Raw genomic sequence first — 25586 nt, forward strand, 5'->3', positions numbered from 1 at the left:
GACGGCGGCCCAGCAACCTCGCGCGAGGTTGCTGGGCCGCCGTCAGGTAGCAATAAGGGGTTAGCCGATGGGTTTGAGGGCGTGGGCGTTGACTCCGGCGACATCGGCGCCGGACAGCGCGCGGGCCACCCACAGGGAGCGGGCAGCATCGGCCAGGCTCGAATTCGACCCGCCGGAGGCCGCGCGCAGATACCAGAACATGTTCGTGATCTCGCGAGCGACGGTCGCCCCCATCCCGTACTGCGGATCGACCCCGGCGCACAGCGCCAGGTCCGTGGCGAAGCCGCGCAGCCACGCCGCCTGCGCCTGCGGATGATCCGAGGGGATCTCGGCCAGACGGTTCCACAGCACCGGGGCCAAAGTGTACGCGGTCGGACCGGCCAAAGGCTGCGGATCAATGGCCTTCCACGTCGAAATGCCCGTCGGGTCGGGATTGCCGGCGAGGATGTTGTAGTAGTGCAGGTCGGCATGGATGAGCCAGTTCTCATCCGAGGACGCCAGAGTCTGCATCCAATTGCGGGCGAACGACAGCAGCAGAGAATCGTGCGGACCTGCCTCCGACCACCCGGTCAGCAACGCGGCATCGGCATCGAACGAATTCAGCCACCCGGCCACGACATCCTGGACCCGCAGGAACTCCGAAGTCGCCGGAATCTCCAAGGACCGCTGCAGCGCACCCCACACCGGCGGCACATCGGCCAGTGGCAGCACGGACAGATTGTCCTTCGTGCGCAGCCGCTCCTGCAGCGTGACCCGGAAGCTGCGATCATCCCGGATGACCCGCACCGCCCCGTGCCCGTTCCACATCTTCAGCGCCCGCAGTACCTGCGCATGCGCAGCCGTATGTGCCGAGGTGGGCGCCGCGAACCGAAGAACCCCCTGATAGTTCTCCTGAGTGAGCACCGGAATCACCAGGGACTCGCACCCGGCCCACGGTGCCCCGGGCACATCGTCGAAGCGCAGCTTCCACCGGTCGAGGAGTTCGTTTGCCATATAGTCGAGCGCGGCGACCCACGAATCGGTGCGATATTCGCCGATGATCTCGCGAGTCGCGCGGTAGAGAACCGGTGGGACCTTCACTCCTGCACCTCCGCCTGCCCGGGTTCGTCATAGGTGAAACGCAGCGGCTGCGGAGCGGCGAAGACCATCCGGTTCCGGGCCGATTCCCAGAGCCGGAGAATCGCCGAGGCGTCCGCCTCCAACCAGGGCAGAAGCGCGGAAGCGATGCCGTCTTCCAATGACAGAGCCAACTCTTTCGCGGAGTCCGCATCCGTCGGGATGGGATCGAGCTTCCACGCCGAGGCGGCCGGATCGGCTGCGTCCTCACCGAGTCGTTCGAGCATCTCCCCGGACAGGGCACCCAAGGATTCGAGCCTGGCCAGGGCGGCCTTGCGTTCACTCGACTTCGAATCGAAGTTCACGGCCAGCCGTTCATATCCGTAAGCGGCAGCCCGCGACTGATTGAGGATCGCGTTGAACATCTCCGCCCGACCCTTCGGATCCTGGCTTCCGGAGTCGTCCGTCCCGGCATCCGCGTCGGCCCCGCCGGTGGCACTGGGAGACGCAGTCGCATCATCGCCGCCGTCCCTGCTCTGGTCGAGTTCCTCACGGCCGGCGAGGATGAGTTCGCCGGCGGTGGTGATGATCTCCGGTTTCTTCGTTCCGGCGACCAGGGCCAGACCCGTGGCCACATCGGCCAGGACGGGAATGAGGTCCGAACCCAAGGACGCTGAGGCCTCGAAGACTGCGCGGGAAGCCACCTCGGCGGCTTGGACGAAGGTGCGGTCCTTCTCGGTCGGAGGTGCCTCGGTGGCGAATTCGGTCGGCGGGTTCCATTCGGGACCGATCGCCGCAGCGAAGTCAGCAAGGTTCTCACCCGCGGTTTCGGGATCACCGGTGCCGGGAGAAGCGGAGTCCAAGATGCGGGCCAGACGATTGCGCAGCTGCTGAGTCGCATCAAGTGTGGGGATCTCGGGATCCTGATCGAGTCGCAGGCCGCAGGCGGTGAGCAGGCCCAGACTCAACCCGCCGACGCCGGCAGTCAACAGGCCGCGGCGACTGACGGGAAAATGCATACGGCAATCCTATCGGATGCCCCGCCATCGCCGAGGGGCACCAGGCATCGCCGAGGGACACCCGCCATCGCCGAGGGACACCCGCCATCGCCGAGGGACACCGACCGGCTCCCGCCCGTCGCCCGCCCGACCGCAGAATGAGACGCGCACCCGGCAGAACCCCGCCGAAGGCTTAACCTCGACGGCGGCTGTCGCTTAGGGTGGGTGAGAACACGGCGGTCGCACACGTGCACGGTGCGCCGGCCCCCTCGCCCCGCCTCGGCGAAGGGGACGCACAAGGATATGGAGGAGAAATGGACGAAGACGTCGAGCGGATCAAGGGCCTGCTCGCCCCGCCCCTGCAGGATGCGGGATTCCACCTCGAGACCGTCAAAGCGGTGGCGGCCGGTCCGCGGCGCACGCTCACCGTCGTCGTCGACCTCGACGAATCGAGCACCGATCCGATGTCGATGGAGAAGATCGCCGAATCGACGAAGATCGTCGGCGACGCCCTCGACGAGGTCGAGATCTTCCGGGACAAGCCGTACCAGCTCGAGGTCACGAGCCCCGGTGCCACCCGAAAGCTCGAGACCCCCCGCCACTTCCGACGCGTTATCGGCCGTCGCCTGGAGATCACGACGAAGAAGGACACCTTCAAGCTCGACCTCGCCGAGGTGGGGGAGAGTTCGATCACGGGCACGGACCCCCAGCGCAAGGAGTCGAAGACGGTCGACCTCGGCGAGATCCGCAAGGCCCAGGTGGAGTTGAAGTTCCGCTGAGGCGAACCTCACGTACCTCCGGCAGTGCGGCGGCCCCTTCGCAGACAGAGTGCGGGCGCGGACTGGGATAGACTGTTACGCCTGCATAAGTGAACACAGACAATTCAATGCTCGGTTGAGCGAGAGAGGACTTAGACATGGACATCGACCTCAATGTTCTGCGCGTCATCGAACGAGAGCGTGAGATTCCGCTGGAAACCCTCATCGAACTCATCGAACAGGCGCTCTTCCTCGCCTACCAGAAGACCGAAGGGGCCTGGCCTGACGCCCGTGCCGAACTCGACAAGTCCACCGGCGAGGTGCGCATCCTCGCCGTGGAATTCGACAACGACGACAACCCGATCGGCGAGTTCGACGACACTCCCACCGGCTTCGGCCGCATCGCCGCCCAGACCGCTCGGCAGGTCATCCACCAGCGGCTGCGCGATGTCGAGGACGAGACGCTGCTGGGCACATTCAAGGGCCGTGAGGGCGAGATCGTCTCGGGCATCATCCAGCAGGGCCGCGACCCGCAGATGGTCCAGGTCGACATCGGAGACGTCGAAGCCGTGCTGCCCCCGCACGAACAGGTCCCCGGCGAAACCTACGCCCACGGCACCCGACTGCGCGTCTACATCGCCGACGTGCACAAGGGCACGAAGGGCACCTCGGTCACCGTCTCCCGCACCCACCCGAACCTCGTGCGCCGACTCTTCGCCCATGAGGCTCCGGAGATCGCCGACGGCACTGTCGAGATCGTGTCCCTGGCCCGCGAAGCCGGCCACCGCACGAAGCTCGCCGTGCGCGCCACGAAGCCGGGAGTCAACGCGAAGGGATCGTGCATCGGCGAACTCGGCTCCCGTGTGCGTGCGGTGATGAACGAACTCGGCCAGGAGAAGATCGACATCGTCGACTACTCCGACGACCCGGCGAAGTTCATCGCACACGCCCTGTCCCCGGCCAAGGCCAAGAGCGTCGAGATCCTCGACGCCGCCGCTCAGGAATCCCGCGCAGTCGTCCCCAACGACCAGCTGTCCCTGGCCATCGGCAAGGAAGGGCAGAACGCCCGCCTGGCAGCCAAGCTCACCGGCTGGAAGATCGACATCGTCGCAGGCGAATAGCCTCGTGCAGTGATTCGCACCACTGGCCCCCTTGGCGCGAGCGGGGGTGCCGGTGCTGTAGAATCATTCATTGTGAATGTTGGTGATGGACCCGTAAGGACGTGCATCGCCTGTAGGCAGAAGGCCGGTCGGGACGAGCTGACACGCTTCGTGTTCCGCCCCGATCAGCACCCCGCCGTCGTCCGCGATGTGTCAGCGACACTGCCGGGACGTGGTGCGTGGGTGCATCCTGATGCGAAGTGCCTGGACAAGGCCCTGACCACTGCCGCCTTCGCTCGATCCTTTCGAACGAAGATCACCGCCTCGGACCTCCCGAGGCCGGACACCGAACCCAAAGAGAACGGGTAGCCGAATGGATGACAAGTTGTGAGTGTCGCACGATGACACCCAAACGGAATTCGAGAGAGCAGTGAAATGAGTACTGCTCTTCATTGATGAGGTTCTTTCCTGACCGGGAAAGAACCCGGACAGGAGAACTGTGGCAAAGCCCCGTGTCCATGAGCTCGCGAAAGAGCTCGGCACAACAAGTAAGAACGTCCTCGAAAAGCTCCAGGACATGGGCGAATTCGTTCGCTCCGCCTCTTCGACGCTCGAAGCGCCCGTCGTGCGCCGCGTGAAGGAGGCATTCGCCGATTCCTCTTCCGCCGATGGTGAGAAGTCCACCGGTGCGAAGAAGGCCGCCAAGCCGGCCGCGAAGCCCGGAGCCCCGAAACCCGGTGCGAAGCCCGCACCCAAGCCCGCCGCGAAGTCGGCCGCCAAGCCGGGTGCTGCGAAGTCCGCCGGTGCGGCGAAATCGGCCCCCGCCGAGGATGCCGCCCCCGCTGCGAAGTCCGCACCGAAGCCTGCCGCCAAGCCGGCGACCCCGGCTGCCCCGGAGGCAGCCGAATCGACCGAGGCTCCCGCTGCCAAGCCGGCTGCCTCCTCGGCGCCGAAGCCCGGTGCCCCGAAGCCGGCTGCCGCACCCAAGCCCGGTGCCCCGAAGCCCGGCGCTCCCAAGCCGGGTGCTGCCGGTAAGCCCGGCGGTCGTGGCGCCGCCCGTCCCGGAAACAACCCCTTCGCGTCCTCGCAGGGAATGCCGAAGCCTGGTCGCGGACCCAAGCCCGGCGGTCGTTCCGGCGGCCAGGGTGGCCAAGGCGGTCAGGGTGGCCAGGGCGGACGCCCCGGAAACAACCCGTTTGCACCTTCGCAGGGAATGCCGAAGCCCGGCCAGAAGCAGCGCGGATCCGGTGAGGAATCCTCGGGCGGTCCCCGTCCGGCACCTCGCCCGGGCGCACCACGCCCGAACCCGTCGATGCTGAAGAACTCGGCACTGAACAAGCCCGCTCCCGGCCGCGGTCGCGGCGGCGGACGCGGAAACGCCCCAGGCGGCGGCGCACCCGGTGCCCCGGGCGGCGCTCCCGGCGGTCCTCGTCGTGGACCCGGCGGCGGTCCCGGTGGTCGCGGTTCAGGTCGCGGTCGCGGAAGCACGCAGGGTGCATTCGGTCGCGGCGGCGGTCCCCGTCAGAAGGGACGCAAGTCGAAGCGGGCGAAGCGCGCAGAGCTCGAGCAGATGCAGGCTCCCTCGGTCGGTGGCGTCACCGTTCCGCGCGGAGACGGCAACACACCGCTGCGTCTGCGTCGCGGCTCCTCGCTGGCCGACTTCGCCGAGAAGATCAACACCGATCCGACGAACCTCGTGACCGTGCTCTTCCACCTCGGTGAGATGGCCACGATCACCCAGTCCCTCGACGAGGCGACCTTCGAGGTCCTCGGCGAAGAGCTCGGCTACAAGATCGAGATCGTCTCGCCCGAAGACGAAGACCGTGAGCTGCTGGAGACCTTCGACATCGACCTCGATGCCGAAGCCGCAGAAGAGGACGACGAGGACCTGCAGGCACGTCCGCCGGTCGTCACCGTCATGGGCCACGTCGACCACGGTAAGACCAAGCTGCTCGACGCGATCCGCTCGGCCAATGTCGCTTCCCGCGAAGCCGGCGGAATCACCCAGCACATCGGTGCCTACCAGGCCGAGGTCGAGCACGAGGGAGAAGATCGCAAGATCACCTTCCTCGACACCCCAGGTCACGAGGCGTTCACCGCCATGCGTGCCCGTGGTGCGAAGTCGACGGACCTCGCGATCCTCGTGGTCGCCGCCGACGACGGCGTCATGCCGCAGACGATCGAAGCTCTCAACCACGCTCAGGCGGCCGATGTGCCGATCGTCGTGGCCGTGAACAAGATCGACAAGGAAGGCGCCAACCCCGCCAAGGTCATGCAGCAGCTGACTGAATACAACCTCGTGGCCGAAGAATACGGCGGCGAGACCATGTTCGTGCCGATCTCCGCGCTCAAGCGCGAGGGCATCGACCAGCTGCTCGAATCCGTTCTGCTGACCACCGATGCGGCCCTGGACCTGCGGGCGAACCCCGACAAGTCCGCTCGCGGCATCGCGATCGAAGCCAAGCTCGACAAGGGCCGCGGTGCGGTTGCCACCGTCCTCGTCGAGTCCGGCACCCTGCGTCAGGGCGACGCCATCGTCTGCGGCACCGCCTACGGACGTGTGCGTGCGATGTTCGATGAGAACGGAAACGTCGTCGAGGAGGCCGGACCCTCCCGCCCCGTGCAGGTGCTCGGTCTGTCGTCCGTCCCGCGTGCCGGTGACTCGTTCATCTCCACCGATGACGACCGCACGGCCCGTCAGATCGCTGAGAAGCGTGACGCCATCGAGCGCAACGCCGCTCAGGCCCGCGGTCGCAAGCGCATCAGCCTCGAGGACTTCACGAAGGCTCTGGCTGAGGGCAAGGTCGACATGCTCAACCTCATCCTCAAGGGTGACGTCTCCGGTGCTGTCGAAGCGCTCGAGGATTCGCTGCTCAAGATCGATGTGGGCGACGACGTCGACCTGCGGATCATCCACCGCGGCGTCGGTGCGATCACGGAGAACGACATCAACCTGGCCACGGTCGACAACGCGATCGTCCTCGGCTTCAACGTCCGTCCGGAAGCGAAGGCTCGCGACCTGGCAGACCGCGAAGGCGTCGACGTCCGCTACTACTCGGTCATCTACCAGGCGATCGACGACATCGAGTCCTCGCTCAAGGGCATGCTCAAGCCCGAGTACGAAGAGGTCCAGACCGGTACCGCGGAGATCCGCGAGGTCTTCCGTTCCTCGAAGTTCGGCAACATCGCCGGTTCGATCGTCCGCGACGGCATCATCAAGCGGAACTCGACCGCTCGCGTCACCCGCGACGGAATCGTCATCGGCGACAACGTCCACATCGAATCGCTGCGCCGGTTCAAGGACGATGCGACCGAGGTCCGCGAGGGCTACGAGTGCGGTATCGGACTCGGCAAGTTCAACGACCTGCGCGTCGGCGACATCATCGAGACCTTCGAGATGCAAGAGAAGCCGCGCGACTGATCGGTCGCACAGTGATTTCCACCCGCTGATTCGACAGCGCAGCAGCGCAGCCGAGGAGGATGGGACTCGCACCGTGAGTCGACGGCTCCGGTCGGCCCCCTGAATAGGGGACCGGCCGGAGCCGGTTCGATTGCACAGCTAACATAGGGCCGGAAGAGTTGTTCCGGCCCCGAACAGAAGGACACACACCATGGCAGACTCGACACGGGCCCGCAAGATCGCCGACCAGATCAAGGTCATCGTCGCCAGCACCATCGAGCGCAAGCTCAAGGATCCCCGCCTCGGCTTCGTCACCGTCACCGATGTCCGCGTGACCGGCGATCTGCAGCACGCCACCATCTTCTACACCGTATACGGCGACGACCAGGATCTCGTCGGCACCGGTCATGCCCTCGAATCGGCCAAGGGCTTCATCCGCTCAGAGGTCGGCAAGGGGCTGACGATCCGTCTGACCCCGAGCCTCGAATTCATCGCCGATGCCGTTCCCGAGGCGGCCGCCCGTCTCGACGGACTGCTCGCTCAGGCGGCCGCCGACGACGCTCGAGTCGCCGGGTTGGCCAAGAACGCGCAGCATGCAGGTGAATCCGACCCGTACAAGAAGGCCGACGACGCCGACGAGGAGTGATCGTCGCATTCCAGCGAACAGACTGCATCGCGCCTGGTCATCGGGTGGAGAGCGGCGGAACGGCCGTTCCGGGTCCGATTTGAGCTTCGTCACGTCACGAAAAAAGTTCTCGTAACAGTTTTGTTATCTTTCCGAGATGTCGTAGACTTTTTGCGGTAACGAAATGATTACGACTCTGTTAAGGGAATTCTGCATTGGGTAAGCACTCCTCACCGAAGCCGTCGTTCGCGAAGCAGCTGATCCGGGACCTGACTCCCGGCAAGCGCCCCGCAGGCCGACGTGCAGCGAATGCGCCGTCCTCGGCGACTTCCGTGCTGGCGACCGTCAAGCAGCGTCCCGTCGTCGCCGCGATCGCCGTTCCTGCAGCCGCGACCGCCGCCGTCGTCGGTTCGACCGTCGTCATGGGTCCGCCCGAGTCCGGCAACGTCACCACCGAGGCCGCATCGACGACCCCCGAGGAGTCGACCACTGCCTCGACCCCGAGTCGGAAAGAACTCGACGCCGAACGCAAGAAGGCCGGCGAAGAGTACCTGGAGAAGGTCAAGGACGACCCGAAGTACAAGAACAAGACCTCGAAGACCGATCTCGAGGTCAAGGCTCCGCCGAAGCCCAAGCCGACCGCGGAATCCTCGGCTGCTGAGGAGAAGAGCGACGATTCGTCCTCCGATGAGAAGTCTTCCGATGAGAAGTCCTCCGGCGAAGGCACCTCCTCGGACACCTCGGCACCGCCGTGCAGCGTGTCCTCCTCGATCGAGTCCGGCCTGCTGCCGAACGCCGTCAACGGCTACCGTGCTGTCTGCGCTAAGTTCCCCGAGGTCAAGACCTTCGGCGGACGTCGCCCCGGCACCGGTTCGGATCACAACACCGGTGAAGCCGTCGACATCATGATCACCGGATCCACCGGCGACCGCATCGCCGAATACCTCATCCAGAACCAGAGCGCCCTCAACGTCAAGTACGTCATCTGGAAGCAGCGCATCTGGATGCCCGGACAGGGCTGGAAGGGCATGGAGGACCGCGGAGACGCGACCGCCAACCACTTCGACCACGTGCACGCGTCCTTCAACTGATCGCACACCCAGTGAGCGATACTTCCCCACAGGGCGTCCTCGTCTGTGACAAACCGCAGGGACTGAGTTCCCACGGCGTAGTCTCCCGCATCCGCCGCTGGTTCGGGACGAAGAAGGTCGGCCATGCCGGCACTCTCGACCCGATGGCCACGGGCGTCCTCGTGCTCGGCCTCGGCCGCGGCACCAAGCTGCTCACCTACATCACCGGGGTCTCGAAGACCTACTTCGCCACCATCCGCCTGGGGTCGTCGACCCCGACCGATGACGCCGATTCCGAGCCCGATCGCTTTGCCGACCCGTCCGATCTCGCTCGTGTCGACGCTGCGGCCATCGAAGCCGCCGTGGCCAAGCTGCGCGGCCCCATCGATCAGGTGCCCAGTGCCGTCTCGGCGATCAAGGTCGACGGCAAGCGTTCCTATGCCCGTGTCCGTGCCGGTGAGAACGTCGAACTCAAGGCCCGTCGTGTCGAGGTATCGGCCTTCGAAGTCATCGACATCCGCTTCGCCGCCGAGGACGGGCATATCGACGTCGATGTCGAAGTCGACTGCTCGTCGGGCACCTATGTGCGCGCCCTAGCCCGCGATATCGGCACCGACCTCGGCGTCTTCGGCCATCTCACCGCGCTCAGGCGGACGCGCGTCGGCGATTTCCACATCGACCAGGCCGTGACCCTGCCCGAGGACCTCGACCTCCCCGCGCCCAGCCTCATCTCCCTCGCCGAGGCTGCCCGCACCCTCCTGCCCGTCGCCACCGTCGATGCCGAGCGGGCCCGCGCCCTCATGCAGGGCAAGATCGTTGAGGCTGGTGACTGGCATATAGGCTCCGACGCCGGCGACGCGGGGAACCGAGAGGTCGCCGTCATCTGCGATGACGCCCTCGTCTCCGTGGCCGAAGTGCGTCGGAATGGCGGTCTGAAGTCGCTGACCGCCTTCGCCATCGACCTCGCCTGAGGGGCCCAGCCTTCACGCTCGAAACAACTAAATAGTTTGTATTCATCGGATACAACCGAAACTATTGTATCTGAGACAATCATCTGGTCTACTTGTCCTATGTTCGTCTTGACCATCGACCAGCAGGATTCGCGGTCGAACGCCGACGCGGTGCCCCGCATCCTCGATGCTCTCTCTCCGATCGACACGGCCGTTCCCTTCGCCCGCACCATCGGTGACGAGGTCCAAGGGGTCCTCGACGATCCCGACGCCGTCGCCGAGGCTGTCCGCCGTATCGGCATCGACTCCGTCTGGCATATCGGCCTCGGAATCGGCGAGGTCGAACGGCCGCTGCCCGAGACGACCACCGAAGGCAGGGGAGAAGCCTTCTACTCCGCCCGCCAGGCGGTCGAAGCGGCCAAATCCGCACCCGCCCACCTCGTCGTGAGCGCCGACCCGGACGTCGTCAGCGCCGATGCGGACAGTGACCATCGTGGGCTGGCGGAGGCAGCTCTGCGGCTCCTCATCAGCACGCTGACAGAGCTGCGCGGTCACTCCCGCGGCTACGTCGGATACCGACTGGACCACCCTGATGCCACTCAGGCCGAGATCGCCGCGGAATTCGACGTCTCCCAACAGGCGGTCTCCCGGGTGCTGGCGGCCGGTCCCGCCGAGATCATCGCCGGGGCCGAGCACCTGGCCCGGCACCATCTCGACCGGCTCCAACGAGCCCTGTCGGAAGGAGACGCACATGTGGACTGACGTGCTCGTCGCCATCGCCGCCGCCATCATCGCGGCCCTCATCGGCTGGCCGCTCGTCCCGCTTCTCCTCCGCCTGACCCATGCGGGCCCGGGCTCCAAACCCGAACGCACAGGGGCCGAGGACGTCGAAGTCCTGCGCGGTGGACTGTGGATCGGCATCGTCGAACGCGCGCTCATCGCCGGAGCGATCGTGCTCGGCCGACCCGAGCTCATGGCCGTGGTCATCGCGGTCAAAGGGCTCGGACGCTTCGCGGAGATCAAGTCCTCGGCGGCCGCGGGGGAGCGGTTCATCATCGGCACCTTCGTCTCCATTGCCCTGGCCTCCCTCCTCGGCGTCATCGGGTGGGCGATCATCGCCTGAACCGTCCTTCCGCCTCGGCGAGGTCCGGGTTAGGAGGCGGAAGATCTCTGCGATAATCTGAATCGGTGCACGGAAGGAGCGAATGTCTGGTGGAGCTGTATCACGGACTCGGTGAGGTCGAGGTCGACGCTGTCGGCACCGTCGTCACCCTCGGCAACTTCGACGGCGTGCACCGCGGACACGAAACGGTCCTGACCACCGTCGCCGCCCTGGCCAGGCAAGAGGGCCTGCGCTCGATCGCAATGACCTTCGACCCGCACCCGCGCACGGTGCACCGCCCCGACGAGCCGACCGTGATGATCAACTCGACCCGGCAGCGCGCCGACCTCATCGCCGCCACCGGAATCGACGGCCTCCTCATCCAGCCCTACGACCTCGACTTCGCCGCCCAGTCGGCCGAGGAATTCGTGCGCCGGTACTTTGTCGAAGCCCTGCGCGCGAAGATCGTCGTCGTCGGCGACGATGTCCGGTTCGGCAAGGACAACGAAGGCACGATCGAGACTCTGCGCCGCCTCGGCGAGAAATTCGGGTTCCGGGTCGAAACGATCGACGAAGTCGGGCGCGGGGGACGGTATTCGTCCTCCCGGATCCGGGAGCAGCTCACCGGCGGTGATGTCGCCGAGGCGGCCGACCAGCTGGGGCGCTACCACGCCCTCCACGGCACCGTCGTCCACGGCGATGCCCGCGGCCGCGACTTGGGATTCCCGACGGCGAACCTCTCGGAGAATCCCGATGGACTCGTCCCCGCCGACGGCGTCTACGCCGGCTGGGCGACGTTCTCCGGTGAGGATCAGGCGTACCCGGCCGCGATCTCCGTGGGCACGAACCCGACCTTCCAGGGGCAGGTCCGACGGGTCGAGGCGTACGTGCTCGACAAGGAATTCGGCGAATTCGACGTCTACGACCGTGAGATGACTCTCGAATTCGTCTCCCGCATCCGTGGGCAGGTCGCGTTCACCGGGATGGACGACCTCATCGTGCAGATGCATGAGGACATCGCCGATGTGCGCGAGGTCCTGCACACCTGATAAGCTGATCTCTGCCGTTTTCACCGGCCGCGGTCCCATAGGGCAGAGACTTCAGGTCCCTGCGCCGCGCAACGACACGAAGGAGAACTCCATGGCTCTCGATACCGCTGTGAAGCAAGAGATCATCAAGGAATATGCAACTCATGAGGGCGACACCGGTTCTCCCGAGGTCCAGGTTGCACTGCTGACCCGCCGGATCACCGACCTGACCGAGCACTTCAAGGATCACAAGCACGACCACCACTCGCGTCGTGGCCTGCTGCTCCTCGTCGGCCAGCGTCGCCGCATGCTCAAGTACCTCGCGAAGGTCGACATCGAGCGTTACCGCTCGCTCATCAAGCGCCTCGGCCTGCGCCGCTGATTCGACTCAGCGCAGCTGAAATGGAAGCGTCCCACCTTCGGGTGGGGCGCTTCTGTGCTTCTGCGGTAGACTTCGTACCGGACAACCACGCCATGGACGTTTCGGTCTTCGGTAGTGGCCTCCGGAGGAATGAGCGCTTGAGCGCCGGTTCCGTGGGCCCCGATCGATGACCGGCTTGGATCCATGGGATGTCCGAGCCAATATCCCGCCGGAACGACGCGGGGTCGCGCACTGCCGAGGGCACATCGCCGAAGGCAGCGCGTCCACTCATGCGTTGAGAACTATCACCTGCGCACCGCAGACCACCGCGTGCCGGCACAACATAGGAGACTACGTGGGACTCAACCCTGAATCCGCCGTTGCCCATATCGACAATGGCAGCTTCGGTTCGCACACCATCCGCTTCGAGACCGGGCGTCTGGCTCAGCAGGCCGCCGGCTCCGCCGTCGCCTACCTCGACGACGACACCATGCTTCTCTCGGCCACTGCGGCCGGCAAGAACCCCCGTGAGGGCTTCGACTTCTTCCCTCTGACCGTCGACGTCGAAGAGCGCATGTACGCCGCCGGACGCATCCCCGGTTCGTTCTTCCGCCGTGAGGGACGCCCCTCGACCGATGCGATCCTCACCTGCCGCCTCATCGACCGCCCGCTGCGCCCGTCCTTCGTCAAGGGCCTGCGCAACGAGGTCCAGGTCGTCGTCACCGTGATGTCGGTCAACCCCGACCACCTCTACGACGCCCTGGCCATCAACGCAGCCTCGATGTCGACCCAGCTGTCGGGTCTGCCGTTCTCCGGCCCCATCGGCGGTGTGCGCATCGCGCTCATCGACGGCCAGTGGGTCGCCTTCCCGAACCACTCGCAGCTCGAGGACGCCGTATTCAACATGGTCGTCGCCGGTCGCGTGGTCGGTGACGACGTCGCCATCATGATGGTCGAGGCCGAAGCCACCGACAACGCCATCGACAAGATCAAGACCGGCGCCCAGGCCCCCACCGAGGAGGTCGTGGCCGAGGGTCTCGAAGCCGCGAAGCCGTTCATCGCCGAGCTCTGCCGTGCGCAGTCCGAACTCGCCGATCGCGCCGCGAAGCCGACCGTCGAATTCCCCGTCTTCCGCGACTACGAGGACGACGTCTTCGAAGCCGTGAAGGAACTCGCCGAGGCGAAGCAGACCGAGAACTTCAAGATCGCCGACAAGCAGGAGCGCGAAGCCGCCGGCGCCGCCCTCCTCGACGAGCTCTTCGAGAAGCTCGGTGAGCGCTTCGAAGGCCGTGAGAAGGAGATCGCGAACGCTCTCAACGCCCTGACCAAGCAGGTCGTGCGCAAGCGCATCCTCACCGACCAGGTCCGCATCGACGGGCGTGGGCTCAAGGACATCCGTCCGCTCACCGCCGAGACGAACGTCGTTCCGCGCGTGCACGGTTCGGCCATCTTCGAGCGCGGCGAGACCCAGATCCTGGGCATCACCACGCTCAACATGCTCAAGCTCGAGCAGACCATCGACTCCCTGTCGCCGGTGACCTCGAAGCGCTACATCCACCACTACAACTTCCCGCCCTACTCGACCGGTGAGACCGGCCGCGTGGGCAGCCCGAAGCGCCGCGAGATCGGCCACGGTGCACTGGCCGAACGCGCCCTCGTGCCCGTTCTGCCCAAGCGTGAGGACTTCCCGTACGCGATCCGTGAGGTCTCCGAAGCCCTCGGTTCGAACGGTTCGACCTCGATGGGCTCGGTCTGCGCCTCGACGCTGGCCATGCTCTCGGCCGGTGTGCCGCTGCAGGCGCCCGTCGCCGGCATCGCCATGGGTCTCGTCTCCGACGTCATCTCCACCGACAAGGGTGAGCAGACCGCGTACGCGGCTCTGACCGACATCCTCGGTGCCGAAGACGCCTTCGGCGATATGGACTTCAAGGTCGCCGGTACGCGTGACTTCATCACCGCGATCCAGCTCGACACCAAGCTCGACGGCCTTCCCGCCTCGGTGCTCGGTGCCGCCCTCAAGCAGGCCCGCGAAGCACGCATGGTCATCCTTGACGTCATCGCAGAGGCCATCGACGCTCCGGCCGAGATAGCACCGACGGCACCGCGGATCATCTCCGTGAACATCCCCGTCGACAAGATCGGTGAGGTCATCGGGCCCAAGGGCAAGATGATCAACCAGATCCAGGAGGACACGGGCGCGGACATCAGCATCGAAGACGACGGAACCGTCCTCATCGGTGCCACGGACGGACCGGCCGCCGAGGCCGCCCGGTCGATGATCAACGCGATCGCGAACCCGCAGGTTCCCGAGGTCGGCGAACGCTACCTGGGCACCGTGGTCAAGACGATGAGCTTCGGCGCATTCGTGTCCCTGACCCCGGGCAAGGACGGCCTGCTGCACATCTCCGAGCTGCGTAAGCTCAACGACGGCAAGCGCGTCGAGGACGTCGAAGACGTCGTCGGCGTGGGCCAGAAGGTCCAGGTCGAGATCACGAAGATCGATGACCGCGGCAAGCTGTCGCTGGCTCCGGTCACCGACGAAGACGAGAAATCGGACGAAGAGGGATCAGACAACTGATACTGAGCAGTTCGCACACCGGGGAGGGCAGCCGAATCGATCGGTCTGTCCTCCCCGGTGGTTTGACGCTGACCACCGAACACATGCCGGGTCTGGCCTCGGAGACGATCGGGATCTGGGTTGCAGCCGGGTCCCGTGACGAATCCGCAGAGACCGCCGGCTCGACGCATTTCCTCGAGCACATGCTGTTCAAAGGCACCGGCAGCCGTGATGCGAAGACCATCGCCGCGGCCTTCGACCGCACCGGCGGAGATTCGAATGCGATCACCGCCAAGGAGCTCACCTGCTACTACTCCCGGTGCCTGGTGACGGATCTGCCGAACATCACCGGCCTCCTCGTCGATATGGTCTCGAACTCCCAACTCGACGTCGAGGAGTTCGAACGCGAGCGCGGTGTCATCATCGAAGAGCTCGCCATGTCCGCCGACGATCCCGGAGACGTCCTCTTCGACGACTTCGATTCCCTTGTCTTCGGGCCGCATTCGCTGGCCCGGCCCGTGGGTGCGACGAAAGATCAGATCCGCGTGCTCGGTCACCACACGGTCATCGACCACTATCAGTCGACGTATATCCCGCCTCGTCTGGTCATCGCCGCCGCGGGCGGGGCGACCCACGAAGAGGTCCTCGCGATGGTTGAGGATGCCCTCGCCGAGGCGGGGCTCGGGTCCCGTGCCGACGTCTGGTCGGGCGCGGGGAACGGGGACGCCGCCTCGGTGGCGAAGGGCTCGCACCTCGGTGGGGCCGCACGGGTGCGTCCGGAGTTCCATTCCGGAAAGTCGCACACCGTCAAAGACATCGAACAGTTGGGCATCATGCTCGGTTGCGAAGGCCTGCCGGAAGGCGACGACGACCGGTTCATCTACTCGGTCATGCTCACCATGCTCGGCGGGGGAATGTCGTCGCGACTGTTCCAGAGCGTGCGCGAGGAGCGCGGACTGGCCTATGCCGTGAACTGCGTGGCCAGTCAGTTCACGGATACCGGCACCTTCGGCATCTATGCCGGATGCACGGCCGAGAACGCTCAGGCCGTCGTCGATCTGGCGGTGAGCGAATGGGATCGGTTGGCACAGGTGACACCGAGCCAGTTCGAGCTCGACGAGATCGTGTCCCAGCTGTCGGGGTCGATGGTGCTCGGACTCGAGTCGTCTGCGGCGCGGATGAATCGTCTCGCCCGGTCAGAGATCTTCGGGCTGCCGCTCGAATCGCCGATGGACCTCATCGAACGCGTCCGCTCGGTCACGGCCGAGGACGTCAGCGAGATGGCCGGGCGGCTGCTGTCGCGGCCCAAGGCTCTGGCGCTGGTCGGACCGGCCGCCGAGGTCGAACTGCCCTGAGTGCGTCGCCGCGTTCGGGGCTTCGAGCCTCGGGCGCGGGATGCCGTCCGGCTGGAACGTGAAAGGAGACAGGCGAGATGGCGAGGAAGAGCGCAGCGGTTCGCCGGGAGGAGATCCTGGCGGCAACGGTCGAGGAAATCGAGGCGACGGGTCTGCGCGCGCTGCGCGTCTCCGACGTCGCCGCGCGTCTGGGCTTGAGCGCCAGTCTCGTCATCTACCACTTCGAGACGAAGGAAGCCCTCGTCGCCGAGGCCTTCGACTTCGCCGGGCGGCAGGACATCGACCGGGCCCGGGAGCTGGCTGCCGGGCAGGTCTCGGCTCTCCAGCGACTGCGGGACGTCGTCGGCTGGTACCTGCCAAGCGGCTCCTCGCGCAGTTGGAAGATCTGGATCGACGCGTGGTCGGCCGGACTCTTCGATGCTGGTCTGAGAGCAACATTCGCCGCTCTCGACCGGGAGTGGAAGTCGATTCTCGTGCACCTCATGGACGAGGCCATCGCGGCGGGGGAGTGCACGGCACCTGAAGGCGGCACCGCGTCGGGCGCGACCCGGGTCCTCGCCTTCCTCGACGGCCTGGCTATCCAGGTGATGGTCAATTCGGAGACCGTTGACACAGAGGCGCTGAGCACCTGGGTCGACGACTTCCTCACCCGCGAACTCGGCTGAGGGTGATTGTTGGGTCGATCCACGGTGTTCTGCACGTCCAGAACGCCGCGGATCGACCCAACAATGCTTCCGTGCGGTCATGTGGTCGACTGCCGTGCACTTACTTCAGTAGCGAGCGGAGAACCCTCCGTCGGCAGACAGCAGCTGGCCGCTGATCCACCGGCCCTCAGCAGAGAGCAGAAATGCAGTGACCCCGGCGATGTCGCGAGGAGTGCCCATGCGGCCGAGTGGCTGATAAGGGATCAGCCCGGTCCTCGTCTCTTCGTCCATCCAACCCGTATCGATCGGCCCAGGATTGACGACGTTCGCAGAGATCCCCTTCGGTCCGAGTTCCCGCGCAGCGGAGATGACGATTCGATCGAGCGCGCCTTTCGATGCTCCATAGGGCAGATTGCCCGTGGCGTGATCGCTGGTGAAGGCGACGATCGCGCCTCCCGACTCACCGATCTGCTTCGCGAACGCCGCGATGAGGAGCAACGACGCGCGAGCGTTGACAGCTACGTGGCGGTCGAAGCTGTCGACGGTGGTGTCCAAGATTCCGGACTCTTCGCCGTGAGCGTGGCTGAGCACCAACCCGTCGATGGTGCCGTGATCCCTGCTCACCCGACCGACCAGCTCCTGCGCTTCGTGAGCGGATGACAAGTCGCATGGGTAGTCTCCGCGATCGAGATCGCTCGTGCACACGGTCCAGCCGTCGGACGACAGTCGTGCGGCCACTCCCGCGGCGATGCTGTTCTCTCGTCCGGGTCCGGTGATGAGTGCTGTCGGCATGCTTCGATCCTAGCGGCCTTGACGTGGTGGCCCTCACCCGGACAGACTGGAGTCACATGTCTTACTGAATAGCGGTTCAGTAAGAGTCTTGAGACGCCGATCTTTTGGGAGCCTTATGTTCATGGACATCACTTGGCAGGATCCGGACACCGGTGCACTCGGGTATGTCGTCATCGACACCCTTGTGCGCGGCACCGCTTCGGGCGGTCTGCGCATGCGCAAAGGCTGCACCCTCGAGGAGGTGCGCGGACTCGCCCAGGGGATGACCCGCAAGGAAGCGATCCATCTGCGCGAGGGCCGACACTATGTGCCCGTCGGCGGAGCCAAGGGCGGAATCGACTTCGACCCCCGCGCACCCGGAGCCAAGGACGTCCTCGAACGCTTCCTCGTCGACATCAACCCGATCATGCACGCCTACTGGGCCCTCGGCGAAGACCTCGGCGTTCGCCAGGACGACATCGACGAGATCCTCGCCCGCCGCGAACTCGGCTCGGGCCTCTCCGCCGTCAACAAGCTCGTCGACGATCCGGTCGACGTCGAGGCCCGCGCCGAGAAGGCCTTCTCCGCCATCGTCGACGGCGTCGCCCAAGACGAACTCGTCGGCGGCCTCGGTGTGGCCACCTCGGTAATCGCGGCCCTGCACGACGCCGGCCGCGACCCGAGAGAATCCACCGCCGTCATCCAAGGATTCGGCTCCATGGGCGGTGCCACCGCCCGCTATCTCGCCGAGGCAGGACTGCGCATCGTCGGCATCGCCGACGCCGACGGGTTCGTGTCCAACCCCGCTGGGCTCGACGTCGAAGCTCTGCTGGTCACCCGGGACCAGTTCGGCGGAATCGACCGCGAAGCGCTGCGCCCGGAGGACCACGTCGGCGATCGCGACGACTGGCTCGCTGCCGACGCCGACGTCCTCGTTCCCGCAGCGGTGAGCTACTCGATCACGCCGGACACCTGCGACCGCGTCACCGCCTCACTCATCGTCGAGGCCGCGAACATGCCTGTCCTGCCCGCAGCCGAAGAGACGCTGCTGGCTCGCGGCGTCACCGTCGTCCCGGACTTCCTCGCGAACTCGGCGACGAACGCCTGGTGGTGGTGGGTGACCTTCGGCGACGTCGACGGCAGCTGGGACGACAGCCGCGCCATCGTCACCTCGACCCTGCACGATCTCACCACCGAGGTCCTCACCGCTGCCCGTGACCAGGGCATCAGTCCCCGGGCGGCCGCTCAGGCGAAGGTCGATGCGAATCTCGCCGCTTTGGGCGATCGTGCTGCCGCTGCCGTTTCGGTGACGGAAAGCTAGCGATATGGACGCGTTCTTCGATCCCGGCAGCGTCGCCGTCCTTGGAGCATCGAACGATTCCAGCAAATGGGGTTTCTGGCTCGCCGCCGGAGCTCTGCGCGGGGCCGAGCGCCGCCGCGTCTACCTCATCAACGCCACAGCCGGCTCGATCCAGGGCCAGCCGACGTACGCTCGCCTGAGAGACCTGCCGGAGACGCCCGAGCTGCTCGTCATCTCCGTGCCCGGCCCCACCGTGGCGGGAGTCGTCGCCGAAGCACTCGAGAACGGAGTGCGCGCCTTCCTCATCATCTCCGCCCGCGTCCCCGACGCCGACCAACTGGCTGCCACTATCCGTGAGACCGGCGGCCGCCTCATCGGCCCGAACTCGCTCGGGATCGTCGACTCACACGCCGATCTGCTCCTGGCCTGGGGCAACTTCATACCCGGAAGTCTCGCCGTGGTCACCCAGAGCGGCCAGCTCGGCACGGAGATCGCGACACTCGCGGCCCGCAGCGGACTCGGCGTCTCCCGATTCGCTTCGATCGGCGGACAGTCCGACGTCCGCGCCGCCGAGGTGCTCGGCACCCTCGTCGACGACCCCGCCACCGCTCAGGTCGCGCTCTACCTCGAATCCTTCACCGGCGGAGCCGCCCTCGTCTCAGCCCTCAAAGCCCTGCGCGCCGCCGGGAAGCCGACGATGATCCTGACTACAGGAGCCTCCAGTGCAGGAGCGCGTCTCGCGAGATCCCACACCGGATCGATGACCTCGGCCATGGACACCGTCGATGCCGCCTGCCGGGCCGCCGGCGCCATCCGCCTGGCCACCCCCGGACAACTCGTCGAACTCGCCGGATTCTTCGCCTCCGCCTGGCTGCCGAAAGACCGGCGCATCGGTGTGCTCTCCGACTCGGGCGGACAGGGAGCGATCGCCGCCGACACCGCCGAGAGCTGGGGACTCGACGTGCGCGAACTCAGCGCCGGCGCTGCCGGACGCGTGAGCGAACTGCTGCCCGAGGCCGACCACATCGTTAATCCCATCGACCTCGACGGCGCAGGAGAGAAGAACCTTGATGTCTATGCTGACCTCGCCGAGGTGCTGCTGACCGATACGGACATCGACGCTGTCGTCGTCTCCGGATACTTCGGCTGCTACGGCGAGGACGTCCCCGACCTGCGCGACCGAGAACTGGCTGTCGTCGATCGTCTGGGCGAGCTCGTCGCCGAGGCGAAGAAGCCCGTCATCGTCCACTCGATGAGCGCATCGTCGCCCGCCGTCACCCACCTCTGGGAGCTCGGCATACCCGCCTACACCTCCATCGAAGCGGCCATGCGCGTGCTCGCCCGCGCCGGCTTCTACGCCGCCCATTCGGGTCGGCTCACCGAATCCCTCGAACTCACCGGCCCCGTCACCCCGTGGGGCACCGGATATGCGGCCGCTCGAGCAGTGATCGAGGGCGCTGGGATTCCCGTTCCTGCCGGTGTGACTGTGGGCAGTGTGGGCCCGGGGGAGTCTCGTGCACCCGCCGAGGCGGCCAAGGCGTCCGAACTCAGACCGCCGTTCGCGCTCAAGGCCGGATGGCCCGCCCACAAGACCGAGGTCGGCGGCATCGTCCTGGGACTGAGCGATCTCCCCGCAGTCGAAACGGCATACGCGGACATGGTGGGTCGCCTCGGCGAGGGTGAGTACATCCTCGAGGAGATGGACACACGCGATCACGTCGTCGAGATTCTCGTCGGCGGTCGGCAGGACGAGAACTTCGGGCCGCTCGTCATCGTGGCCGCCGGCGGGACGGAGACCGAACTCTTCGCCGACACGTGGCTCGAACTCGCCCCCGTCACCCACACCGAAGCGCTGGACATGATCTCGCGGCTGAGCTGCTCGCGGCTGCTCACCGGATGGCGGGGCAGACCCGCCGCGGATATCGACGCCCTCGCCGAAATCATCGTCGCGGTATCCAGAATGGTGGCCGGGAACAACGCCATCGCCGAGATCGAGATCAACCCGGTGCGAGTTGCCCCGGACGGCGCCTTGGCCGTCGACGCACTCGTCGTGACGACGGAGAACCCGACCGCAGAGAACGTGCCAGCAGAGAAACCGAACAGCGAGGAATGAGAATGGACCAGACGACCATCACCGGCGGAGCACACCTGGCTCGTGCGCTCCGGGCCGAAGGGATCACCCGTGTCTTCGGAATCCCCGGCACCCACAACCTCGAGATCTTCGCGCAGCTGAGCGCCGCAGGCATCGACATCGTCTCACCTCGCCACGAACAGGGCGCGGGCTACATGGCCGACGGAGCTGCCCGCGTCACCGGCGAGGTGCAGGTCATCGTCACGACCACCGGACCGGCCGCGCTCAACGCACTCACCGCCCTGCTGCAGTCCTTCACCGATTCCGTGCCCGTCCTCCTCATCACCCCCGGCATGCCGTTGACCCACCCCGGCCGCGGGAACGGACTCCTCCACGAAGTGCGCAACCAGTCCGCGGCGCTCTCGGCGGTACTGACCGAGGTCATGCGGGTCACGAGTCCCGGCGAGGTGTCGCTGGCGGTCGGGCAGACGCTGTCGGCGATGCGTTCAGGCCGGATCCGCCCGGCCGCCATCGAGATCCCCCTCGATCTCATCGAGGAGACCGGTCCGGGCACGCTCCATCCGTCCGTGGCCCGGGCGGTGCCGGCTCCCGTGGCCTCCGAGATCGATGCTGCCGCCGAAGTGATCGCCGGCTCGAATCGACCGCTCATCATCGCCGGGGCCGGAGCACACGGAGCAGGAGCGGAGGTCGCAGCTCTGGCTGAGACGCTCGGAGCGGGAATCGTCCTGTCCTCGAACGCGAAGGGACTCGTCGATGACCGCGCCGAGACCACCATCGGCGCCGTCGGGGTCCTCGAGCTGCTTCCAGAACTCACAAGCGATGCCGATGCGGTCATCGCGATCGGTACGGAACTGGCACCCAGTGACTTCTGGCCGGAACCCCTGCCGCTGCCCGACACCGTGGTGCGCATCGACATCGACGAAGTGCAGATGCTCACGAACGCGTCCGTCACCTATCCGATCCTCGCCGCCGCGAAGAACGCGACAGCGGCCCTGAACGAACAAGTGTCAGCGCTGCGGACGGAGTCCGCGACCGCCGCCGCACGGAACTGGACGGCCGGCTGGAAGAGCAGGGCCGCCTCGGCGATGGAAACCGACGGCCGACCTTGGGCCGATCTGTCGGCCGCACTCACAGCGTTCGCGGAGTCGGACACCTCACCGCTCTTCGTCGCAGCGGATTCGACGATGGCCTGCTATTACGGGGTGCAGACCGGGTGGAAAGCTCGCTCCGGTGACCGGTTCCTCTACCCGGCCGGGGCGGGCACGCTCGGTTACGGGCTGCCCGCCGGCATCGGTGCGAAACTCGCTGCTCCGCAGGCCAGAGTGGTCGCGGTGGAAGGCGATGGGGGATCGATGTTCACGATCGCCGAACTCGCCGCGGCCGTGCAGGCGGGCGTGCGGATGTGCCTCATCGTCGTCGATAACGGCGGGTACGGGGAGATCCGCAATGAGATGGAGGACCGCGGGGACACTCCGTCAGGGGTGAAGCTCACCGGGCCGGATTTCCCGGCACTCGCGCAGGCGATGGGGGCACGCGGAATCCACGTCGACGGCGCGGACGCGCTGCTGGCCGCGCTCAGCGAGGCGGAGGCAGCGGTCGGCCCGACGCTCATCCACATCACCGAGGATTCCCGGGCCGGAGCGGACATGCTCGACTGACCGGGGACGAGGGACGTCGGCCGGGCGCAGTGAGGCGCCCGACCTCCACTGACACTTCGAAGGAGAACTGATGAGCTACACACCTTGGCCGCTGAGCGATGAACAGCATGACATCCTCGACCTCGTGCGCGGATTCGCCCACGACACGATCCGCCCGTCCGGTCGCCGCGTCGACGAGGCCGACACCGAATCGCCCGTCGACATCTTTGCGGCGGCAGCCCGGCGCGGGATCACCGACTTCATGATTCCCGAGGAATACGGCGGCGGCGGATTCACCGATGTCTTCACTCAGTGCCTTGTCCAGGAACAGCTGTGCTTCGGGGATCCGGGCATCGGGAACTTCGTGTGTTCGAACGGCTTCTTCGCCGACCCGATCCTCGCATTGGGCACGCCGGAGCAGAAGGAGGAGTGGCTGCGCCCGCTGACTGGAGCAGACCCGAAGATCACGGCGCTGGCAACGACCGAACCCGGATCCGGATCGGACTCGGCTTCGATCATCACCCGGGCGGATGCCGTCGACGGTGGATACGTGCTCAACGGGCAGAAAGCCTGGATCTCGAACGCGGGACTCGCGAACTTCTACGTCGTCTTCGCCAAGACCGACTCGAGCCGGCGCTCTCGCGGAATCAGCGCATTCCTGCTGCCCAGGGAGACCGAGGGGATGGAGTTCGGTGCGCCGATGAAGAAGATGGGACAGCGAGCCATCGTGTGTCGTGAGATCTTCTTCTCCGACGCATTCGTGCCCACGTCGGGCCGCCTCGGCGAGGAGGGGCAGGGCTTCTACGGACTCATGCGCACCTTCGACATCTCACGGGTGGTGCTCGGTGCTGCGGCGCTCGGCACGGCTCGGGCGGCCTTCGAATATGCGCGTGACTATGCGAGGGAGCGCAGGCAGTTCGGGACGAAGATCATCGATCATCAGGCCGTCGCGTTCCGGCTGGCGGACATGTCCTCGCGGATCGATGCGGCGTGGCTGCAGGTGCTCAATGCGGCGCGGATGCTCGACGCCGGCGATGCCGTGGATCGTCAGCGGATGACGGCTACGGCGGCGATGGCGAAGCTCAACGCCTCGGAGACGGCCATGTTCTGCACCTGGGCGGCCGTGCAGACCCTCGGCGGATGGGGGTATTCGCGAGAGCATCCCGTCGAGCAGTGGATGCGCGATGCCAAGCTCGAGGAGATCGAGGAGGGCACCTCGGACATCATGCGGCTGCTCATCTCACGCAACCTCGGGTGAAGGTGTCTTGAGCGGCCTCGGGTGAAGGTGTCTTGAGTGGTCTCGGGCGGGAAAGTGATCCCGTCACCGCGCGTCATTTGGAATAGGATGCCGGATCCCCTTGTTGTCCGAGATGAGACCCTGGGATAGGGTCGAAATGAAGCCACCGATGTGGTGGTCATCAAATCTGATCAGGAGGAATCTCATGGCTGAGCAGTACACACTTCCGGAACTGCCCTACGACTACTCCGCTCTTGAGCCGCACATCTCGGCTCGCATCATGGAGCTGCACCACGACAAGCACCACGCCACCTACGTCAAGGGCGCCAACACCGCCGTTGAGCAGCTGGCCGAAGCCCGCGAATCCGGCAACCTCGCCAATGTGCCGAAGCTGACCCGCGACCTCGCGTTCAACCTGGGCGGTCACGTCAACCACTCGATCTTCTGGAACAACATGTCCCCGGACGGTGGAGACAAGCCGGTCGGTGAACTCGCCGCAGCCATCGATGACCAGTTCGGTTCGTTCGACAAGTTCCGCGAGCACTTCACCACCGCGGCCACCACGATCCAGGGCTCCGGCTGGGCCGTCCTCGTCTACGACCAGCTCGGTGGAAACCTCTTCATCGAGCAGCTCAAGGACCAGCAGTCCGACATCCAGCTCGGCGGCACCCCGGTTCTGCAGCTCGACATGTGGGAGCACGCCTTCTACCTCGACTACCAGAACGTCAAGCCCGACTACGTCAAGGCTTGGTGGAACATCGTCAACTGGGCAGACGCCGGCGCACGCTTCGACCGCGCAGTCGCTCAGACCAAGGGCCTCCTCCTCGGCTGAGACCCCAATTGCTACCTGACGGCGGCCCAGCTACCTCGCGCGAGGTTGCTGGGCCGCCGTCAGGTTGTTTGAGACCTCGGAGCGGGCGCTGGCGGACCAGCGACTGCGGATAAGGTGGCCGGATGAGCGCAATTCTCCGACCCTGGCAGTCAGGCGCTTCGGGTGATGCCGAGGCGTTGGCTGAGGTGTATGAGCGGGCCGATGACGCACTGCTCAGCAACATCCCCGACGACCGCACGATCGGTGGTGCCCGGACATGGCTGGAGACCATCACCGACGCCGAGGCAGCCGGTGACCTCTGCGCTCGGGCGATCATTGATGACGGTGACCGTTCAGGGCGGCGAATCCTTGGAAACGTCATGGCCTCCGGGATCGAACGCCGGCACTCGAGCGCGTGGATCTCCTATTGGTCCGTGGCCGAAGCACGCGGCCAGGGCCTGGTGTCGGCAGCGCTGCGCAGCCTCGTCGACCTCCTCCACGACGAACTCGGGATCTACCGGCTCGAACTCGGCTACCGGGTGAACAACCCGGCTTCGGCGGCAGTCGCGAGGAACGCGGGTTTCATCGTCGAAGGCCGCGAACGAGAGAAACTCCTTTACGACGGCATCAGATACGACACCGAGGTCTGCGCTCGGCTGAGTGGAGACCCGCGGCACCGTGGACCGCGCATACCGTTCGACCCACCTCGTTGACCCCGCGTCGTCCCCTCCAGA

23 protein-coding genes are annotated in these 25586 nt (G+C 66.1%); 20 read left to right on the forward strand and 3 right to left on the reverse strand.

What is annotated here, in order from left to right; translation table 11 throughout:
* Positions 1 to 60 precede the first annotated feature (60 nt).
* Positions 61 to 1080, reverse strand: a complete 1020-nt coding sequence (locus KTJ89_RS12235; protein ID WP_172174321.1) for an aminoglycoside phosphotransferase family protein — start codon at positions 1078 to 1080, stop codon at positions 61 to 63.
* Entirely contained in the window at positions 1077 to 2075 is a 999-nt protein-coding gene (locus KTJ89_RS12240; RefSeq protein ID WP_259357914.1) for a hypothetical protein, read from the reverse strand. Before KTJ89_RS12240 ends, KTJ89_RS12235 begins: the two co-directional genes overlap by 4 nt.
* A 293-nt stretch (positions 2076 to 2368) precedes the next feature.
* On the opposite strand from KTJ89_RS12240, the gene rimP reads away from it, so the two are divergent.
* The 14 genes from rimP to KTJ89_RS12310 all read left to right on the forward strand — a co-directional run bounded on the left by rimP (position 2369) and on the right by KTJ89_RS12310 (position 17025).
* Positions 2369 to 2833, forward strand: a complete 465-nt coding sequence (gene rimP, locus KTJ89_RS12245; protein WP_169252659.1) for a ribosome maturation factor RimP — start codon at positions 2369 to 2371, stop codon at positions 2831 to 2833.
* Positions 2834 to 2970: 137 nt separating this feature from the next.
* Positions 2971 to 3933 carry a transcription termination factor NusA gene (gene nusA / locus KTJ89_RS12250; protein ID WP_172174327.1) on the forward strand — a complete coding sequence of 321 codons (963 nt, stop codon included), beginning with the start codon at positions 2971 to 2973 and terminating at the stop codon, positions 3931 to 3933.
* 72 nt (positions 3934 to 4005) lie between these two features.
* Positions 4006 to 4281, forward strand: a complete 276-nt coding sequence (locus tag KTJ89_RS12255; protein WP_101547294.1) for a YlxR family protein — start codon at positions 4006 to 4008, stop codon at positions 4279 to 4281.
* Positions 4282 to 4411: 130 nt separating this feature from the next.
* Positions 4412 to 7333, forward strand: coding sequence for a translation initiation factor IF-2 (gene infB, locus KTJ89_RS12260; RefSeq protein ID WP_259357915.1), 2922 nt, complete (start codon positions 4412 to 4414; stop codon positions 7331 to 7333).
* A 190-nt stretch (positions 7334 to 7523) separates the two neighbouring features.
* On the forward strand, positions 7524 to 7958 hold the full coding sequence (gene rbfA / locus KTJ89_RS12265) for a 30S ribosome-binding factor RbfA (protein WP_139468786.1): 435 nt from the start codon (positions 7524 to 7526) through the stop codon (positions 7956 to 7958).
* Positions 7959 to 8152: 194 nt separating this feature from the next.
* Entirely contained in the window at positions 8153 to 9028 is an 876-nt protein-coding gene (locus KTJ89_RS12270; protein WP_259357916.1) for a VldE C-terminal domain-containing protein, read from the forward strand.
* Positions 9029 to 9039: 11 nt separating this feature from the next.
* On the forward strand, positions 9040 to 9978 hold the full coding sequence (gene truB, locus KTJ89_RS12275; protein WP_259357917.1) for a tRNA pseudouridine(55) synthase TruB: 939 nt from the start codon (positions 9040 to 9042) through the stop codon (positions 9976 to 9978).
* A gap of 99 nt (positions 9979 to 10077) precedes the next feature.
* Entirely contained in the window at positions 10078 to 10719 is a 642-nt protein-coding gene (locus KTJ89_RS12280; protein ID WP_139908425.1) for a hypothetical protein, read from the forward strand.
* A complete protein-coding gene (locus KTJ89_RS12285; protein WP_139908424.1) occupies positions 10709 to 11080 on the forward strand; it encodes a hypothetical protein in 372 nt (123 codons plus the stop codon). Before KTJ89_RS12280 ends, KTJ89_RS12285 begins: the two co-directional genes overlap by 11 nt.
* Positions 11081 to 11169: 89 nt before the next feature.
* Complete coding sequence (locus KTJ89_RS12290; protein ID WP_139908423.1) at positions 11170 to 12108, forward strand: bifunctional riboflavin kinase/FAD synthetase; 939 nt, start codon at positions 11170 to 11172, stop codon at positions 12106 to 12108.
* A 91-nt stretch (positions 12109 to 12199) separates the two neighbouring features.
* Entirely contained in the window at positions 12200 to 12469 is a 270-nt protein-coding gene (gene rpsO / locus KTJ89_RS12295) for a 30S ribosomal protein S15 (RefSeq protein WP_039210907.1), read from the forward strand.
* A gap of 334 nt (positions 12470 to 12803) precedes the next feature.
* Positions 12804 to 15026 (forward strand): polyribonucleotide nucleotidyltransferase, encoded by a 2223-nt coding sequence (locus KTJ89_RS12300; RefSeq protein ID WP_259357918.1) that lies wholly within the window; start codon positions 12804 to 12806, stop codon positions 15024 to 15026.
* A 62-nt stretch (positions 15027 to 15088) separates the two neighbouring features.
* On the forward strand, positions 15089 to 16360 hold the full coding sequence (locus KTJ89_RS12305) for a M16 family metallopeptidase (RefSeq protein WP_253904025.1): 1272 nt from the start codon (positions 15089 to 15091) through the stop codon (positions 16358 to 16360).
* A 77-nt stretch (positions 16361 to 16437) separates the two neighbouring features.
* The gene (locus KTJ89_RS12310) at positions 16438 to 17025 is read left to right on the forward strand and encodes a TetR/AcrR family transcriptional regulator (RefSeq protein WP_181272036.1); all 588 of its coding nucleotides are present in this window, start codon (positions 16438 to 16440) and stop codon (positions 17023 to 17025) included.
* 105 nt (positions 17026 to 17130) lie between these two features.
* On the opposite strand, the gene KTJ89_RS12315 is transcribed toward KTJ89_RS12310, so the two are convergent.
* Entirely contained in the window at positions 17131 to 17796 is a 666-nt protein-coding gene (locus KTJ89_RS12315; RefSeq protein ID WP_259357919.1) for an SDR family oxidoreductase, read from the reverse strand.
* Positions 17797 to 17917: 121 nt separating this feature from the next.
* On the opposite strand from KTJ89_RS12315, the gene KTJ89_RS12320 reads away from it, so the two are divergent.
* From KTJ89_RS12320 to KTJ89_RS12345, 6 genes are all read left to right on the forward strand, one after another.
* Positions 17918 to 19096: a Glu/Leu/Phe/Val dehydrogenase dimerization domain-containing protein gene (locus tag KTJ89_RS12320; protein ID WP_258041700.1), complete on the forward strand. Its 1179-nt coding sequence runs from the start codon at positions 17918 to 17920 to the stop codon at positions 19094 to 19096.
* Positions 19097 to 19100: 4 nt separating this feature from the next.
* Positions 19101 to 21188, forward strand: a complete 2088-nt coding sequence (locus tag KTJ89_RS12325) for an acetate--CoA ligase family protein (RefSeq protein WP_259357920.1) — start codon at positions 19101 to 19103, stop codon at positions 21186 to 21188.
* Between the two features lie 2 nt (positions 21189 to 21190).
* Positions 21191 to 22825: a thiamine pyrophosphate-binding protein gene (locus KTJ89_RS12330; RefSeq protein WP_259357921.1), complete on the forward strand. Its 1635-nt coding sequence runs from the start codon at positions 21191 to 21193 to the stop codon at positions 22823 to 22825.
* Positions 22826 to 22895: 70 nt separating this feature from the next.
* Positions 22896 to 24062: an acyl-CoA dehydrogenase family protein gene (locus tag KTJ89_RS12335; protein WP_259357922.1), complete on the forward strand. Its 1167-nt coding sequence runs from the start codon at positions 22896 to 22898 to the stop codon at positions 24060 to 24062.
* A 184-nt stretch (positions 24063 to 24246) separates the two neighbouring features.
* Positions 24247 to 24873 (forward strand): superoxide dismutase, encoded by a 627-nt coding sequence (locus KTJ89_RS12340; RefSeq protein WP_135539373.1) that lies wholly within the window; start codon positions 24247 to 24249, stop codon positions 24871 to 24873.
* 122 nt (positions 24874 to 24995) lie between these two features.
* Positions 24996 to 25565, forward strand: coding sequence for a GNAT family N-acetyltransferase (locus KTJ89_RS12345; protein WP_259357923.1), 570 nt, complete (start codon positions 24996 to 24998; stop codon positions 25563 to 25565).
* The last annotated feature ends 21 nt before the right edge of the window (positions 25566 to 25586 follow it).

The organism is Brevibacterium sediminis (assembly GCF_024895295.1).
Lineage (GTDB): Bacteria > Actinomycetota > Actinomycetes > Actinomycetales > Brevibacteriaceae > Brevibacterium > Brevibacterium sediminis.

Excerpts from the sequence above, each read along its gene's own strand:
- KTJ89_RS12240 (WP_259357914.1), bottom strand. The coding sequence starts at position 2,075 with ATGCATTTTCCCGTCAGTCGCCGCGGCCTGTTGACTGCCGGCGTCGGC.
- rimP (WP_169252659.1), top strand. The coding sequence starts at position 2,369 with ATGGACGAAGACGTCGAGCGGATCAAGGGCCTGCTCGCCCCGCCCCTG.
- nusA (WP_172174327.1), top strand. The coding sequence starts at position 2,971 with ATGGACATCGACCTCAATGTTCTGCGCGTCATCGAACGAGAGCGTGAG.
- rbfA (WP_139468786.1), top strand. The coding sequence starts at position 7,524 with ATGGCAGACTCGACACGGGCCCGCAAGATCGCCGACCAGATCAAGGTC.
- KTJ89_RS12280 (WP_139908425.1), top strand. The coding sequence starts at position 10,078 with ATGTTCGTCTTGACCATCGACCAGCAGGATTCGCGGTCGAACGCCGAC.
- KTJ89_RS12285 (WP_139908424.1), top strand. The coding sequence starts at position 10,709 with ATGTGGACTGACGTGCTCGTCGCCATCGCCGCCGCCATCATCGCGGCC.
- rpsO (WP_039210907.1), top strand. The coding sequence starts at position 12,200 with ATGGCTCTCGATACCGCTGTGAAGCAAGAGATCATCAAGGAATATGCA.
- KTJ89_RS12310 (WP_181272036.1), top strand. The coding sequence starts at position 16,438 with ATGGCGAGGAAGAGCGCAGCGGTTCGCCGGGAGGAGATCCTGGCGGCA.
- KTJ89_RS12315 (WP_259357919.1), bottom strand. The coding sequence starts at position 17,796 with ATGCCGACAGCACTCATCACCGGACCCGGACGAGAGAACAGCATCGCC.
- KTJ89_RS12320 (WP_258041700.1), top strand. The coding sequence starts at position 17,918 with ATGGACATCACTTGGCAGGATCCGGACACCGGTGCACTCGGGTATGTC.
- KTJ89_RS12325 (WP_259357920.1), top strand. The coding sequence starts at position 19,101 with ATGGACGCGTTCTTCGATCCCGGCAGCGTCGCCGTCCTTGGAGCATCG.
- KTJ89_RS12330 (WP_259357921.1), top strand. The coding sequence starts at position 21,191 with ATGGACCAGACGACCATCACCGGCGGAGCACACCTGGCTCGTGCGCTC.
- KTJ89_RS12335 (WP_259357922.1), top strand. The coding sequence starts at position 22,896 with ATGAGCTACACACCTTGGCCGCTGAGCGATGAACAGCATGACATCCTC.
- KTJ89_RS12340 (WP_135539373.1), top strand. The coding sequence starts at position 24,247 with ATGGCTGAGCAGTACACACTTCCGGAACTGCCCTACGACTACTCCGCT.
- KTJ89_RS12345 (WP_259357923.1), top strand. The coding sequence starts at position 24,996 with ATGAGCGCAATTCTCCGACCCTGGCAGTCAGGCGCTTCGGGTGATGCC.